Origin of the sequence: Chitinasiproducens palmae (assembly GCF_900095735.1) — a bacterium.
In the GTDB taxonomy this organism is placed as follows: Bacteria; Pseudomonadota; Gammaproteobacteria; order Burkholderiales; family Burkholderiaceae; genus Chitinasiproducens; species Chitinasiproducens palmae.
On the sequence record NZ_FNLO01000008.1, the window covers coordinates 41,063 to 56,068 of the forward strand.

General features: G+C 66.6%; 10 protein-coding genes and 1 pseudogene. 10 read left to right on the plus strand and 1 reads right to left on the minus strand.

Annotation, left to right across the window (positions count from 1 at the left end):
- Positions 1-2: 2 nt before the first annotated feature.
- The 5 genes from BLU54_RS13715 to BLU54_RS13735 all read left to right on the plus strand — a co-directional run bounded on the left by BLU54_RS13715 (position 3) and on the right by BLU54_RS13735 (position 6,101).
- Positions 3-1,043, plus strand: coding sequence for an ABC transporter permease (locus BLU54_RS13715; RefSeq protein ID WP_091909360.1), 1,041 nt, complete (start codon positions 3-5; stop codon positions 1,041-1,043).
- Positions 1,040-1,885, plus strand: coding sequence for an ABC transporter permease (locus BLU54_RS13720; RefSeq protein ID WP_091909363.1), 846 nt, complete (start codon positions 1,040-1,042; stop codon positions 1,883-1,885). Before BLU54_RS13715 ends, BLU54_RS13720 begins: the two co-directional genes overlap by 4 nt.
- Positions 1,882-4,035, plus strand: a complete 2,154-nt coding sequence (locus BLU54_RS13725; RefSeq protein WP_091909366.1) for an ABC transporter ATP-binding protein — start codon at positions 1,882-1,884, stop codon at positions 4,033-4,035. The genes BLU54_RS13720 and BLU54_RS13725 overlap by 4 nt, the downstream gene beginning before the upstream one ends.
- 82 nt (positions 4,036-4,117) lie before the next feature.
- Entirely contained in the window at positions 4,118-4,618 is a 501-nt protein-coding gene (locus BLU54_RS13730) for a hypothetical protein (RefSeq protein WP_091909369.1), read from the plus strand.
- A 304-nt stretch (positions 4,619-4,922) separates the two neighbouring features.
- Positions 4,923-6,101, plus strand: coding sequence for a porin (locus BLU54_RS13735; protein WP_091909372.1), 1,179 nt, complete (start codon positions 4,923-4,925; stop codon positions 6,099-6,101).
- A gap of 460 nt (positions 6,102-6,561) precedes the next feature.
- On the opposite strand, the gene BLU54_RS13745 is transcribed toward BLU54_RS13735, so the two are convergent.
- Positions 6,562-7,458, minus strand: a complete 897-nt coding sequence (locus BLU54_RS13745; RefSeq protein ID WP_091909378.1) for an oxidoreductase — start codon at positions 7,456-7,458, stop codon at positions 6,562-6,564.
- On the opposite strand from BLU54_RS13745, the gene BLU54_RS13750 reads away from it, so the two are divergent.
- The 5 genes and pseudogenes from BLU54_RS13750 to BLU54_RS13775 all read left to right on the plus strand — a co-directional run.
- Positions 7,369-8,424: a MurR/RpiR family transcriptional regulator gene (locus BLU54_RS13750; protein WP_235837957.1), complete on the plus strand. Its 1,056-nt coding sequence runs from the start codon at positions 7,369-7,371 to the stop codon at positions 8,422-8,424. The genes BLU54_RS13745 and BLU54_RS13750 overlap by 90 nt on opposite strands.
- The gene (locus tag BLU54_RS13755; RefSeq protein ID WP_091909385.1) at positions 8,424-9,284 is read left to right on the plus strand and encodes a DMT family transporter; all 861 of its coding nucleotides are present in this window, start codon (positions 8,424-8,426) and stop codon (positions 9,282-9,284) included. Before BLU54_RS13750 ends, BLU54_RS13755 begins: the two co-directional genes overlap by 1 nt.
- Before the next feature lie 733 nt (positions 9,285-10,017).
- On the plus strand, positions 10,018-11,940 hold the full coding sequence (locus BLU54_RS13765) for a PrkA family serine protein kinase (protein WP_091909391.1): 1,923 nt from the start codon (positions 10,018-10,020) through the stop codon (positions 11,938-11,940).
- A 173-nt stretch (positions 11,941-12,113) separates the two neighbouring features.
- Positions 12,114-13,397, plus strand: coding sequence for a YeaH/YhbH family protein (locus tag BLU54_RS13770; protein WP_091909888.1), 1,284 nt, complete (start codon positions 12,114-12,116; stop codon positions 13,395-13,397).
- A gap of 49 nt (positions 13,398-13,446) precedes the next feature.
- Positions 13,447-14,964: pseudogene (locus BLU54_RS13775) on the plus strand (SpoVR family protein); the annotation flags it as partial.
- Positions 14,965-15,006 lie beyond the last annotated feature (42 nt).

A 15,006-nucleotide genomic window follows, 5' to 3' on the forward strand; every position in this document is an offset into this window, starting at 1 on the left:
CGATGACGACCGCCCCCCAACCCGCGCCAGGCCAACCCGACGGCGATACCCGCTGGCGGACGTCCGCCAGCCGGCGGGTCCATCTCGGACCGCTCGCGCGCGCCGTCGGCACGCGCCTCGCGCTGGCCGCGTGCACGCTGGCGCTGCTCGCCGTATGCATGTTCCTGGGCGGCCAGTTGCTGCCCGGCGACATCGGCCGCGCGATGCTGGGCCCGTTCGCGGACGCCCAGGCCGTCGCCGCCCTCAATCACCGGCTGGGCGTCGACCAGCCGCTGATCACGCAGTTCCTGCGGTGGGCCGGCGGCCTGCTGCGCGGCGATCTCGGCCGCTCGTACAGCTACGATGCGCCGGTGGCCAGCCTGCTCTGGCCAGCGCTGTGCAACTCGCTGAAGCTCGCGGGTCTTGCGTTTGCGATCGTCGTCCCGCTCGGCATTGCCGGCGGCGTGGTCGCCAGCCTGTACCCGAGGCGCTGGCCGGACCGGCTCATCACCGTCTTCGGCCTGGCGTTCGCCGTCGTGCCGGAGTTCGTGTCCGCGATCGTGCTGATCCTGGTATTCGCGATCGGGCTGCGGGTGTTGCCCGTGTCGGCGTCGTTCAGTGGTGACGCGGGCTTCGGCACGCAGTTCCGCCACCTGCTGCTGCCCGCCCTGCCATTGGTCTTCGTCCTGTTCGCCTATCTGGCGCGGATCACGCGCACCGGCATGCGCGAGGCGCTCGACGCCGACTTCACGCGCACGGCGGTGCTCAAGGGTCTGCCGCTGCGCACCGTGCTCTGGCGTCACGTGCTGCGCAACGCGCTGGCCCCCGCGTTGGCGGTGGCCGCGACACAACTCGGCTACATGGTCGGTGGCCTGGTGGTGGTCGAAACCATCTTTCATTACCGCGGCATCGGCAGCCTGGTATTCGAGGCCGCGCGGGCCAAGGATTTTCCAATGCTCGAAGCCGGCGTCCTGACCATCGGCGTGATCTACGTGCTCGCCGGCCTGCTGGCCGACGCGCTGCAAGCCTGGCTCGACCCCAGACAGCGCAAGGCCGGCCGATGAACGCGATCTCCCGTCACACCGCTCGCGGCGGCCCGTTGCGCGGCCTGCTCGGCCATCCCGGCTTCGTGGTCGGCGCCGTCGTGCTGCTGTTCTGGTTGGCATGCGCGATCGGCGGCACGGCGCTCGCACCGCAAGACCCATACGCGGTCGCACCGCGCGCCGCCCTGCTGCCGCCATCGGCGGACCATTGGTTCGGCACCGACCGACTCGGGCGCGACGTGTTTTCGCGCGTGCTTGCCGGCGCGCGCGACATCCTCGCCGTGGCGCCGCTGGCGACGCTGCTCGGCACGGCGGTCGGCACCGTGCTCGGCTTGTTCGCCGGCTATTACCGCGGCGCGGTGGACGCCATTCTCGGTCGCCTCATCGAGGTCGTGCTCGCGCTGCCGCTGGTGATCGTCGCGCTGTTCGCGCTGTCGGCGCTGGGTGGCGATCGGCTGACGGTGGTCGTGGTGATCGCCGCGGTATTCGCGCCGATCACCGCGCGCACCGTGCGCGCCGCCACCGGGCGCGAGCGCAATCTCGACTACGTCGCCGCCGCGCAGTTGCGCGGCGAACACGCCGGCTACATCGTGTTTCGCGAAATACTGCCGAACATTGCCGCGACGGTCGTGGTCGAGGCCGCGGTGCGGCTCGGCTACGCCATTTTCACCGTCGCCACGCTGTCGTTCCTCGGCTTTGGCACCCAGCCGCCCTCGCCGGACTGGGGGCTGACGATCGCCGAGAATTACACGTCGCTGGCCGGCGGCGCCTGGTGGACCGTCGCGTTCGCCGCGCTGGCGACCGCCTCGCTGGTGATTGCCGTCAATCTGATCGCCGACGCGCTCGGGCAGGACCTGCGATGAGCACGCGTGACATTCCCTCATCGACGCATGCCGCTGCGGTCGCAACGGACGCCGTGCTGCGTCTGCACAACGTATCGCTGCGTTACGATGGCCCGGGCGGCCCGGGCCGCCCCCGTGCGACGCCCGTGGTGCGCGACGTATCGCTGCAATTGCGGCCCGGCGAGTCGTATGGCCTGGTCGGCGAATCGGGATGCGGCAAGTCGACCATCGCGCTGGCGATCGCGGGCTATCTGCCGCGCGGCGGCGCCGTCAGCGCGGGCGAGATCCACGTCGCCGGCAAACGGCTCGACCAGCTCGACGCGACGGGCTTGCGCACGTTGCGCCGCGAGGATGTCGGTCTCGTGTATCAGGATCCGGCGCGAGCGCTCAATCCGGCGTTGACCGTCGCGCGCCAGTTGCACGAAGTGTTTGCACTGCGCGGCGCCACGACGGCGCAGATGCCACCGTTGTTGCGCGAGGCGCTCGCCCAGGTGCGCATCGAAGCGGTCGACCGGGTGCTCGCCAGCTATCCGCACGAGTTGTCGGGCGGCATGCAGCAACGGGTGGTCATCGCGATGGCGCTCGCCAAGCGGCCCCGCCTGCTGATCCTCGACGAGCCGACCACCGGACTGGATGCCACCGTCGAGGCGGAGGTGCTGGATCTGGTCGGACAGCTGCGGCGCGAACTGGGCATGGCCACGCTGTTGATCAGCCACAACCTGGCCGTGGTCGCGCGCGTGTGCGAACGCGTCGGCGTGCTGTACGCGGGCGAGTTGGTCGAGGAAGGACCAAGCGCCGCGTTGTTCTCGTCACCGCGCCATCCCTACACGCTGGCGCTGTTGCGCTGCCTGCCCGGCCAGGCGCCGCGCGCGACGCGTCTGGCCACGATTCCCGGGCAATTGCCGCCGCCGGGCAGCCGTCCGAACGGCTGCGTCTTCACCGAACGTTGTCCGATCGCGGCGGAACGCTGCGCGGTCGAAGCCCCGCGCGCCTATCTGATCGACGCGCGCCCGCAGCGGCGCAGTCGCTGCCATTTCCACACCCGCGTGGCGACGATCCCGCTGGTCGCGGACGCGGGACCCGAGCCGACGCACGACGGCGCCGCTACGGCCGAACCCGCGCAGGCGGGCCCGGCCGCGCCCGCCGAGGCGCCCGTCCTGCGCGCCCGCGCGCTGTCGAAGACGTATCGGGTCGACGGCCGCCCGCTCAAGGCGCTGGACGACGTCTCCCTCGACCTTGCGGCCGGCGAAACGCTCGGTCTGGTCGGCGAGTCCGGCAGCGGCAAGAGCACGCTCGCCCGTCTGGTGCTGGGGCTGGTCGAGGCCGATCCCGGCGGCGCGGTCGAGTTGGACGGCAGTCCCGCGCACGCGCGCGTGACGCGGCGCACGCGTGCCCAGTCGCGCTACCTGCAAGCCGTCTTCCAGAATCCGGGCGAAGCGCTGAACCGCGCGCATACGGTGCGCCGGCTGGTGGGGCGCGCGCTCGGCAAGCTCGGCCGCGTCGCGCGCGCCGAACGCCCGGCGCGCGTCAGCGCCCTGCTCGACGCAGTGCGGCTGCCGCGCCATTGGATCGATGCCCGCAGCCGTCAGTTGTCCGGCGGCATGCAGCAGCGCGTCGCGATCGCGCGTGCCTTCGCGGGGGCACCCCGCGTGGTGGTGTGCGACGAGCCGACGTCGGCGCTGGACGTCTCGGTGCAAGCCGCGATCCTCAACCTGCTTGGCGATCTGCAGCGCGAACACCGCACCAGCTATCTGTTCATTTCGCACGACCTTGCCGTCGTACGGCACGTATCGGATCGGGTCGGCGTGCTGTACCGCGGGCGTCTCGTCGAACTGGGGCCTGCGGAGGCCGTGTTCACGCGGCCTGGCCATCCCTACACGCGCGCGCTGCTCGCGGCTGGCACGGCGCTGACGGCGCCAGGCGCAAACGGTGGCGCCGCCGCAGCCGACCACGATGCGGCAGGCTGCGCGTTCCGCGAGCGCTGTCCGTCGGCGACCGATGCCAGGTGCGCCAACGCCGCGCCGGTCCTGCGTCCCTGGCAAGACGGCCAGTTGGTCGCCTGCCACGCACGCGATACGGCAGCGGCGCCGGGTCGGGTGCCAGATCAGGCGCCCGGACCGGGACCGACACAGGGACCGACACAGGAACCAACGCGGGGACCGAACAGCTGACGCGCGGCGCCTGGGCCGGGCGTGCAACGCCGGCATCGGGCTGCCATCATGTTTGAGTGTTTCAACCGAGGAGAAGGGAACAATGAAGCAGAAAATCCGATATGCCGCCGCCGTCCTGACCTGTCTCGCGCCGCTCGCGCTGGCTTGCCAGTCGGCCCAGGCGCAGGCGCCGGCCGCGCCGACTGCCCCGAACGCCCAGGCCGCCGCGCCGACGGATGCGCCGACCGGTGCACCGACTGGGGCGCGTAATGCCATGCAGGAAGCGGCCGCGTCGTGGAACGCCTACACGCTGATGCAGCAGTGTCAGGACAAGAGCGACAACGTCTCGCAGGCACAGTGCACCAGTGCCGTACGCGGCGTGGTGCACGGCTATCAGTACGGCGTGCTGTTCCTCGCGCAGCATGCGACGGTCGACAACAAACGCGTACAGCCGATCGCGCTGTGCATCGATCGCACGCCGCTCAGCACGCTCGTCGACGAGTACGTGCAGGATGCGCAGCAGGTCAGCCCGGAGACGCTCAGCAAGACGCCCGCCGAGGTCGCGTTGCTCGGCTCGATCCACCAGCACCACCCGTGCCGCTGAGGCGCGGCAGGGCCTGACCGAGCGCTGCCGCGCCCGCGTCCGGCCGGCTGCCTGTCAGCCGGCCGGCATGGTCCGCCGTACCTTACGAAACGCCATCCAGACGCCGTCCAAACGCGGGCTAACCCGCAGGCTGGACGGCGTTTTGTTGTGTAAAAGTCACATGGCGGCCGTGAAGCGCAGCTTTATTTGAGCACGCGAAAACAAGTTTGCTATCTTTCGGTCAGCTTCTCGCGAAGTTGTCGCGGACGAAACCTCGAAGAATGGATCGACGCCGCGTTTAACAATTGATGGAGATCTTAAACCCATGAAAAAATCGCTTCTCGCCGTGGCAGCGTTGAGCACCTTCGCCGGTGCCGCCCACGCGCAAAGCAGCGTCACCCTGTACGGGATCATCGACGCAGGCGTGAACTACACCAGCAACGTGCGCACCAGCGCGACGACGAACGGCCGTCAATTCAACCTGACGAGCGGCGTCATGCAAGGCAGCCGTTGGGGTCTGCGTGGCACGGAAGACCTCGGTGGCGGTCTGAAGGCGATCTTCGTGTTGGAAAACGGCTTTGACGTCGCTGGCGGCGGCCTGGGTCAAGGCGGCCGCATGTTCGGTCGTCAAGCCTTCGTCGGCCTGAGCAGCAACCAGTACGGCTCGGTGACCCTCGGTCGCCAGTACGACTCGGTCGTCGACTTCGTCGGCCCGTTCGAAGCCGGTTCGCAATGGGGTGGCTACGTTTCGGCTCACCCGGCTGACCTGGACAACTTCAACAACGCGTTCCGTACCAACAACGCGATCAAGTACACCAGCAACAACTACAACGGCTTCAAGTTCGGCGGTCTGTACAGCCTGGGCGGCGTTGCAGGCGACAACAGCCGCAACCAAGTCTGGTCGCTGGGTGCTGGCTACGCGAACGGCCCGGTTGGCTTCGGCGTCGGCTACTTGAACGTCCGTAACCCGAACATCGCGTTTGGCGGAGGCAACTCGTCGACCTCGACGGCTGCGACCAGCTACTTCTCGTCGCCGGTCACCGCTGGCTTCGCGTCGGCCCACACGCTGCAAGTCATCGGCGCGGGCGGTTCGTACGCCTTCGGCCCGGCCACGCTCGGCCTGACCTACAGCAACACGAAGTTCAAGGATCTGGGCGACACGACGTCGGGCCCGAACCCGTACGGCTACACGGGCAGCGCGACGTTCAACAACGCCGAAATCAACTTCAAGTATCAGCTGACCCCGGCCCTGCTGGCTGGCGCTGCTTACGACTACACCCGTGGCCCGGACATCAACGGCAGCCGCGCCCAGTACCACCAAGGCTCGCTGGGTCTGGACTACTTCCTGTCGAAGCGCACCGACGTCTACATCATCGGCGTGTTCCAGAAGGCCAAGGGCAACGATTCGACGGGCCAGTCGGCTGTCGCCTCGATCAACGGTCTGACCGCTTCGAGCAGCGACCGTCAAGCCTACGTCCGCGTCGGCGTGCGTCACAAGTTCTAAGAGCAACGATAGTTGTATCCTTCGAAAGGCACCTTCGGGTGCCTTTTTTTATTTCCGATGACGGCAGCGGCGCGCGCTGCGTGGTCGCTTTACTCGTTCCGCGATGGCAGGATCGTACGCGCACACCGGTCGCGTCATCCGCAGTGCGACGCGGCGGCCGCGTGCGATTCGGCAGTGCGCGCGGTGTCGCCAGAACGCGTGGCCGGCTGCGCTGGCCTCGCACTGACCCGCACTGACCCGCGCTGACCTGCCCGGGCTGGCGCATCGGCCGGCGAACCCATCGCGCAGTGCGGGCGAGCACTTGGCAGTGGCTGGCGAGAGCGCCCCGCCGCCTTGCCGGCGCAACGTCACCAAGGCAACGAGCGCCGCGTCCGGCAGCGTAGCGGCGCCGGACCATCAGAGTCGCCGCCGCTTGGCCGCCCCTGGGCCGGCGGGAACAGCGAGTACGCCAGCAGCCGGATCAGCCAGGACCGTCGCTCGCGGCCGCGAGTAGGGGCAATACGACGTCGCTGATCGGCGTCGGGATGCCGTGCTGCCGAGCCCGACGAGCGATCACACCATTGCGAATCTCCCATTCGAGTGGCCTGCCGGCTTCGCGATCCGTGAGGATCGACGTCCCCATGTCGGCCGGATACGCCTGGAATTTTTCGACGATAGCTTGCGCAACCTCGTCGCCCAGATCGGCCCCTTCAGCGCGGGCCACGGCGAGGCATTCGCGCAGATAGGCGACCGCGAGGCCGGCGATGTCGGCCCGTCCGAACATGCCCGCGCGACGGTGCGTGAGCACCATCAGTCCGGCCACCGCGTTCTGCAGCAGCTTGCGCCAGGCCAGCGTGTTGAAATCCGCCGCCAGGTCCACCGCGCATCGTGTGTCCTGCAGTACCTCGGCCACCACACGCGCTGTCGCCGTGTCGGGCAGGCTGAGGCGCGGCTCGCCGCGCAAGCGCACCGAGCCATCGGCTTGCGCCTGCGCGGGGAACCACACCACCGCCGGCACGACGCGTCCGCTCGGCGCATGCGGGGCGACGCTTTCCACCTGCTCTACGCCGTTTTGCAGCACGCACACGACCGTTTCCGGCCCGCTCAACGCCGTCAGCCACGCGGCTGCCGCCTCGGTCTGTGTCGTCTTGACCGCCAGGAACACCAGATCGACGGTGTCGGCACTTGCGGCGGGATCCGTTCGGACCGGACCGGGAACGACGATGCGTCGATCGCCATCCAGCAAGGTCAGCGAGTCGCGGGACGAGCGGCCACACAGCAGCGGGGTGTGACCGACTTCGTGCAAGGCCGCCGCGACTGCGGTGCCGATGGCGCCCGGTCCAATGATGGCAACGGTGCTGCCGGTTCGTGTGGTCATGGAAACTCCCTCCTCTCTGTTGCCTGGACGCTGCCTGCGCGCCCGTTGTGCATTTCAAGCAGTGAAAGTAACATATTACAAATGGGACAAGAAATAAGTAACGCGGTTTCAGATGTCGCGGATCGGCTCGGGCAATGGCTCGGCCACATCCAGTCCCGCAGCGGCGACCTGGCTGCGAGCGAGCAGAGAGTGGTATCGCTTCTGCTGGCCGATCCGCTGTTCGTCGGCGCGAGCACGACCGCGCAGGTCGCCGCACGGGCCGGCGTGTCACCGCCCAGCGTGGTCCGCGCCGCGCGCGCAATCGGCTTCAGCGGGTTCACCGAACTCAAGATCGAGATCGCCCGCGCCCGCGGTACGACGCGCTTTTTCGCGCCTCCCGACGTACTCGCCGCGGATGCGACATCGGGCGCCGTGCTCGAAACCGCCATTCGAACAGGCACGGATGCCCTGACCGCCCTCGCCGGCGCCGTCGAACTCGCGGCGTTCGACAAGGCGGTCGAGACGATCCTGTCCGCGCGACAGGTGCTTGCCTTCGGCGCCGGCCCTTCGTCCACGGTGGCCGCCGATGCGGTTTTTCGTCTGCGCGCGGTCGGCGTCACGACCATCGGCATCCCGGACTATCTGTCGGCAATGATCGCGGCGCGCCTTCTCGGCCCCGGGGATGTGGTCATCGCCGTCAGCTCAACCGGACGCACCGCGACGACGCTCGCCATCGCCGACGCGGCGTCATCCGCCGGGGCCTCGCTGGTCGCAGTCACCAACCAGTACGGCACGCCGCTGGCGACCCTTGCCGATATCGCGCTCGCTGTCGGCGGCGCGCCGCTTCCCGCGCAAATGGCTGCGGCTGGCAGTCGGCTGGCTCAGCTCGTCGTGATTGACGCACTGGTCGCCGCCATCGCGCTGCGCGACCCCGAACGGAACCAGCGCGCCGAGCGGGCAGGCATCGACCTGCCCGACATCCACTGATGCCGCCCGGCACGGTCGCGATCGTCCTCGCCGCGGCGGCAGCCCATGCGGTCTGGAACCTGGCGTCGAAGTTCAAGCGGCAAGACACCGTGGTGTTCGTCTGGGCTTATTTCTGCGCCTCGGCGCTGCTGTGCATGCCGCTTGGCGTCGCGCGCATGGTCGCCGGACAGCAGGCGCTCGATTGGCAGCTGGTGGTGGGCTCGGCCGTCTCGGCGGCCTTGCACATCGTCTATTCGCTGACCCTGCAGGCCGGCTACGACCGCTCGGCGCTCGGCGTGGTCTATCCAGTCGCCCGCGGCTCGGCGCCAATGCTGACGATGCTGTGCGCGGTCCTTCTTCTCGGGGAGCGGCTCACCCCGCTCGCGGTGCTCGGCGCCTTGCTCATCGTCGCGGGCATCCTGGTTGTTACCGGCAATCCATTCAGACGCGGCGGCCGCCATCCGCTGCAGGGGCTGTATTGGGGCGCTGCAACGGGTGCCACCATTGCCGCCTACACGCTGTGGGACAGCTACGCGATCACCGCGTGGCATTTGGCGCCTGCCAGCTACTTCGCCGGCGCGCTTCTTTTACAGAGTCTCATACTGACCCCGATGGCGCTGCGTCGGCGCCATCTGATCCGCGCTGCGGTTCGCACGGATGCAGTGCCGATCGTCATCGTGGCGGTGTTCTCGCCGCTGGCCTACCTCCTCGTACTGACCGCGATGCAGACTGCGCCCGTGGCACTCGTGGCACCGCTGCGCGAGTCCTCGATCGTCATCGGCGCACTGCTGGCATGCAGGCTGTTCCACGAGGGCCACTTCAGGCGCCGCCTCGCCGGAGCGGCGGTTGTACTTGCCGGGATCGCGGCGATCAGTCTGTGATGCCGCCGCGCAGCGGGCGTCGCTTCCGCTGCGCCTACAAACCGCGGCGCCCGCAGCAGGCCGCGATCGAAAGCGCCGGCCGTGCCAGAAGACCCGGGCGCCGCCGCAACGGCCCCGTCTCCGCCTGCCGAGAGTCGCTTGCCCTCGCCGATGCGGCGCCAGCCCTCATGCGAACCCCGCGCACCCGCTCCGCCGCGTCGCTCGCGGTCGCGGCGACGCCGTCGCCAGCGCGCATCGCGCGTGCATCGTTCGTTGGCGGGCGGCGCACCGGCCGCGTGCAGTTAAGCGGGCCGGTGGCGTGAGAGCAGCGTGAAGGCAACATGAAGACAACGTAAAGGCAACGTGAGGGCAAAGTTGAGGGAAACAGCAGGGCAACCGCAGCGGCACCTGGGCGCGCCACAGGGCGCTCAGGCGCCGCCGCGTCGCGGCCGGCGCGCTCGTGTAACGCCTGCCGCGGCAACCGCCATCCTGCCCGTGTCGTGCGCGGTGCTGTCGTCGCGGCGCGGCCCGCGCAAGTGTCGGATGCCCACACGCGCGTCTCATTTTTTCCACTAGGCGCGCGCGTCACGCTCACTTAACCTCTATCATGTAATCACCGGCACGCCGAGCGAGCGCGTCTCCAAAGAAAACTCGCCGCGTTGCGTAACAAGCTGATCCAGAGTCTTTGCAATAGGACGCATGGCATTGCCCACGTGGGCGGCCACGCAGTGTTCCACGTTGGCGAGGAGTGTGTATGGATATCTACAGCAGTTTCGCGACCCGCTTCGACAAAACCCGCGAGGAGGAACTGTCCCTCGAGGAGTATCTCGAAGTCTGCAAGAACGACGCGTCGGCTTACGCGTCGGCCAGCGAACGGATGCTGAAGGCCATCGGCGAACCCGAAACCCTCGACACCCGCAGCGACCCGCGCCTGTCTCGCATCTTCGCGAACAAGGTCATCAAGATCTATCCAGCGTTCAAGGAGTTCTACGGCGCGGAAGAGGTGATCGAACAGGTGGTGTCGTACTTCCGTCACGCCGCGCAGGGTCTCGAAGAGAAAAAGCAGATCCTCTACCTGCTCGGTCCGGTCGGTGGCGGCAAGTCGTCGATTGCCGAGCGGCTCAAGCAACTAATGGAGCGCGTACCGTTCTATGCGTTGAAGGGCTCGCCAGTCAACGAATCGCCGCTCGGGCTGTTCGATTACGACGAGGACGGACCGATCCTCGAAGAGCAGTACGGCATCCCGCGACGCTATCTGAAAAGCATTCTCAGCCCGTGGGCGGTCAAGCGGCTGCACGAGTACAACGGCGATATCCGCCAGTTCCGCATCGTCAAACGCTATCCGTCCGTTCTGCGCCAGATCGGCGTGGCGAAGACCGAACCGGGCGACGAAAACAACCAGGACATTTCGTCGCTGGTCGGCAAGGTCGACATCCGCAAGCTCGAACAGTTTTCGCAAGACGATGCCGACGCATACAGCTACTCCGGCGGCCTGTGCCTGGCCAACCAGGGGCTGCTCGAATTCGTCGAGATGTTCAAGGCGCCGATCAAGGTGCTGCACCCGCTGCTGACGGCCACCCAGGAAGGCAATTTCAAGGGCACCGAAGGGTTCGGCGCGATTCCGTTCGACGGCGTGATCGTCGCGCACTCGAACGAGTCGGAGTGGAAGGCATTCCGCAACAACAAGAACAACGAGGCGATGCTGGACCGGATCTACATCGTCAAGGTGCCCTACTGCCTGCGCGTCACGGAGGAAGTGAAGATCTACGAGAAGCTGATCCGCAATTCCTCGCTCGGCGAAGCGGTGTGCGCGCCGGGCACGTTGAAGATGATGGCCCAGTTCTCGGTGCTGACGCGGCTGGTCGAGCCGGAGAATTCGAGCACCTTCTCGAAGATGCAGGTGTATGACGGCGAGAATCTGAAGGACACGGATCCGAAGGCCAAGTCGTACCAGGAGTACCGGGACTTCGCCGGCGTCGACGAGGGCATGACCGGCGTTTCGACGCGGTTCGCGTTCAAGATCCTGTCGCGCGTCTTCAACTTCGACAGCACCGAGGTGGCTGCCAACCCGGTGCACCTGATGTATGTGCTGGAACAGCAGATCGAGCGCGAGCAGTTCCCCACCGACACGGAACAGAAATATCTGTCGTACGTGAAGGACCTGCTTGCATCGCGCTACGTCGAATTCATCGGCAAGGAGATCCAGACCGCGTATCTCGAATCGTATTCGGAGTATGGCCAGAACATCTTCGATCGCTATGTGACCTATGCTGACTTCTGGATCCAGGATCAGGAGTTCCGCGATCACGACACCGGCGAAAGCTTCGACCGCGCGGCACTCAACGCCGAGCTGGAGAAAATCGAGAAACCGGCCGGCATCAGCAATCCGAAGGATTTTCGCAACGAGATCGTCAACTTCGTCCTGCGCGCACGCGCCGGCAATGCCGGCAACAATCCGCAATGGACCAGCTACGAGAAGCTGCGTCGCGTGATCGAGAAGAAGATGTTCTCGAACACCGAGGAGTTGCTGCCGGTCATCTCGTTCAACGCCAAGGGATCGGCCGAAGAGCAGCGCAAGCACGACGAATTCGTCAACCGGATGGTTCAGAAGGGCTATACGCCGAAGCAGGTGCGCTTGCTCTGCGAGTGGTATCTGCGGGTACGCAAGTCGTCGTAGCAGTCAGCCGGCCGCGGCCGGTTCTACCCCCGGGCGCCTGCCGCAGCGACAGGCGGCGCGCGAACGGGGACCGGCGCACCGGCGCGGTGGCGAAACCAGGCGCACGCATGGGGCAGTGAACCATGCGCGTCCTCGCCACCGCGGCGGTCGCGCTTCCAGCAGGAGATGCGAACTTGCTGCACCAAATCATCGATCGCCGGCTGGCGGGCAAGAACAAGAGTATCGCCAATCGTGAGCGCTTCCTCAGGCGCTTCCGTCATCATATTCGCGAAGCAGTCACGGATGCGATCCGTGACCGCGGCATTCAGGACATCGACGAGTCCACCAGCATCACGATCCCCCGCAAGGACGTGTCCGAGCCCGTTTTCGGTCACGGCCCGGGCGGCACGCGGGAGATGGTGCATCCGGGCAACCAGGACTACACGCGTGGCGACCGCATCAAGCGCCCGCAAGGCGGCGGCGCGGGCGGCGGCGGCTCGCAGGCGAGCCAGGATGGCGAAGGGGAAGACGACTTCGTGTTCCAACTGAGCCGCGAAGAATTCATGCAGTATTTCTTCGAGGATCTGGAACTGCCGCGCCTGGTCACCACGCAACTGCTCGCCGTGCCGAGCTGGAAGAGCGTGCGCGTCGGCTATGCGGCCGAAGGCACGCCGAACAACATCCACATCGTGCGTTCGCTGCGCGGCGCGCTGGGCCGTCGCATCGCGCTGGGCGGCCCGCTGGAAGAACAGGCCAAGGCGCTGGAGGCCCAGCTCGCCGCGCTCAAGCAGGATCCGGCGCCGCTCACGCAGAGCCGTCGCGAGGCGATCGTCGCCTTGACCCAGGAAATCGAAGCGCTGCGCGAACGCATCCGCCGGATTCCGTTCATCGACCCATTCGACCTGCGCTACGTGAATCGGGCGAAGCAGCAGGAGCCGTCGAGCCAGGCAGTGATGTTCTGCGTGATGGACGTGTCGGGTTCGATGGACGAGCAGCGCAAGGATCTCTCCAAACGCTTCTTCATCCTGCTCTATCTGTTCCTGACCAAGAGCTACGAGCGAATCGAGATGGTCTTCATCCGGCACCACACGCGTGCCGATGAGGTGGACGAGCACACGTTCTTCCATTCGCGCGAGAGCGGCGGCACGGTCGTGTCGAGCGCGCTCGAACTGATGAGCCAGATCATCGAAGCGCGCTATCCGCCGTCGGAATGGAACATCTACGGCGCGCAGGCATCCGACGGCGATAACTGGAACGACGATTCGCCGAAATGCCGCAAGCTGCTCAGCGAGGCGATCCTGCCCCGCTGCCGTTATTTCGCTTACATCCAGGTCGCGCAGGAAGAGCAGAATCTCTGGACCGAGTACACGCAGATGCTTGCCAGCCACCCGCAATTCGCGATGAAGAAGGTGTTGGCCAGCAACGAGATCTACCCGGTGTTCCGCGAACTGTTCGAGAAGCAGACGAGCGGCACCTGAGCGCGGCCGTGATGGATGCCGCGGCGCCGCATGCGCAGGAGAGGATACGATGAACGAGGTCATACGAACGCCCCTGCCCAGTCCGTCGGACTGGACCTTCGAACTGCTGGAGGAATACAACGAGCAGATCGCGCGGGTGGCGGCACGCTACCGGCTGGACACCTACCCGATCCAGCTGGAAATCATCTCGTCCGAGCAGATGATGGACGCCTACGCGTCGATCGGGATGCCGGTCTACTATCGCCACTGGTCGTTCGGCAAGCACTTCGTCGCCACCGAGAAGGACTATCGGCGCGGCCAGATGGGCCTGGCCTACGAGATCGTGATCAACTCGAGTCCGTGCATCGCCTACCTGATGGAGGAGAACACGTTGACGATGCAGGCGCTGGTCATCGCGCACGCCGCTTACGGTCACAACTCGTTCTTCAAGGGCAATTACCTGTTCCAACTCTGGACGGACGCGCAAGCGATCGTCGACTATCTCGTCTACGCCAAGCACTACATCGCGGAATGCGAGGAGCGGCACGGCATGGCGCGCGTCGAGGAACTGCTCGACTCCTGCCACGCGCTGATGAACTACGGCGTGGACCGCTACAAGCGGCCGCAGAAACTGTCGCTCGTGAAGGAAACGCTGCGCCGGCGCGAACGGGAGGCGTATCTCCAGTCACAGGTCAATGAATTGTGGCGCACGCTGCCGGCGCGCAAGGTCGAGGCGGCGCAGGCCGATGCACAGCGTTTCCCTGCCGAACCGCAGGAGAATCTGTTGTATTTCGCCGAGAAGAACGCGCCGCTGCTCGAACCTTGGGAACGCGAAGTGATTCGCATCGTCCGCAAAGTCGCGCAGTACTTCTATCCTCAGCGGCAGACGCAGGTGATGAACGAAGGCTGGGCCACCTTCTGGCACTACACGCTGCTCAACACGCTGTACGACGAAGGCAAGCTGTCCGACGGCTTCATGATGGAATTCCTCCATTCGCACAGCAACGTCGTGCTCCAGCCCGGCGTCACCAAGCCCTACTACAGCGGCATCAATCCGTATGCGCTCGGCTTTTCGATGATGAGCGACATCCGGCGCATCTGCGAGCAGCCGACCGAGGAAGATCGCCGCTGGTTTCCGGATCTGGCCGGGCACGACTGGCTCGACGCGCTGCATTATGCAATGCGCAACTTCAAGGACGAGAGCTTCATCGCCCAGTACCTGTCGCCCCGGCTGATCCGCGAGATGCGGCTGTTCTCGATACTTGATGACGAGAACGCCGATGCGCTGGAAATCTCCGCGATCCACGACGACAACGGCTATCGCTACGTGCGCCAGGCCCTCTCTCGCCAATACGACATCCACCACCGCGAACCGAACATCCAGGTCTGGTCGGTGGACACGCGCGGCGACCGCAGCCTGACGCTGCGGCACTACCGCACCGACAATCGTCCGCTGGCCGATACGACCGACGAAGTGCTGCGGCACATGGCGCGCCTATGGCGTTTCGACGTGCATCTCGAAAGCGTCGACGAGGCCGGTTCGATCAGGCAGCGCTACCGCTGCCCCGCGCCGCGCCAGGCAGCCTGAGCAGTTGGAGCGACATGGCGCGGCGGCTCACGGGGTGCCGTA

What these genes read in the sequence shown, in the direction of transcription:
- BLU54_RS13715 (WP_091909360.1), top strand. Translation starts at nt 3, where the DNA reads ATGACGACCGCCCCCCAACCCGCGCCAGGCCAACCCGACGGCGATACC.
- BLU54_RS13720 (WP_091909363.1), top strand. Translation starts at nt 1,040, where the DNA reads ATGAACGCGATCTCCCGTCACACCGCTCGCGGCGGCCCGTTGCGCGGC.
- BLU54_RS13725 (WP_091909366.1), top strand. Translation starts at nt 1,882, where the DNA reads ATGAGCACGCGTGACATTCCCTCATCGACGCATGCCGCTGCGGTCGCA.
- BLU54_RS13730 (WP_091909369.1), top strand. Translation starts at nt 4,118, where the DNA reads ATGAAGCAGAAAATCCGATATGCCGCCGCCGTCCTGACCTGTCTCGCG.
- BLU54_RS13735 (WP_091909372.1), top strand. Translation starts at nt 4,923, where the DNA reads ATGAAAAAATCGCTTCTCGCCGTGGCAGCGTTGAGCACCTTCGCCGGT.
- BLU54_RS13745 (WP_091909378.1), bottom strand. Translation starts at nt 7,458, where the DNA reads ATGACCACACGAACCGGCAGCACCGTTGCCATCATTGGACCGGGCGCC.
- BLU54_RS13755 (WP_091909385.1), top strand. Translation starts at nt 8,424, where the DNA reads ATGCCGCCCGGCACGGTCGCGATCGTCCTCGCCGCGGCGGCAGCCCAT.
- BLU54_RS13765 (WP_091909391.1), top strand. Translation starts at nt 10,018, where the DNA reads ATGGATATCTACAGCAGTTTCGCGACCCGCTTCGACAAAACCCGCGAG.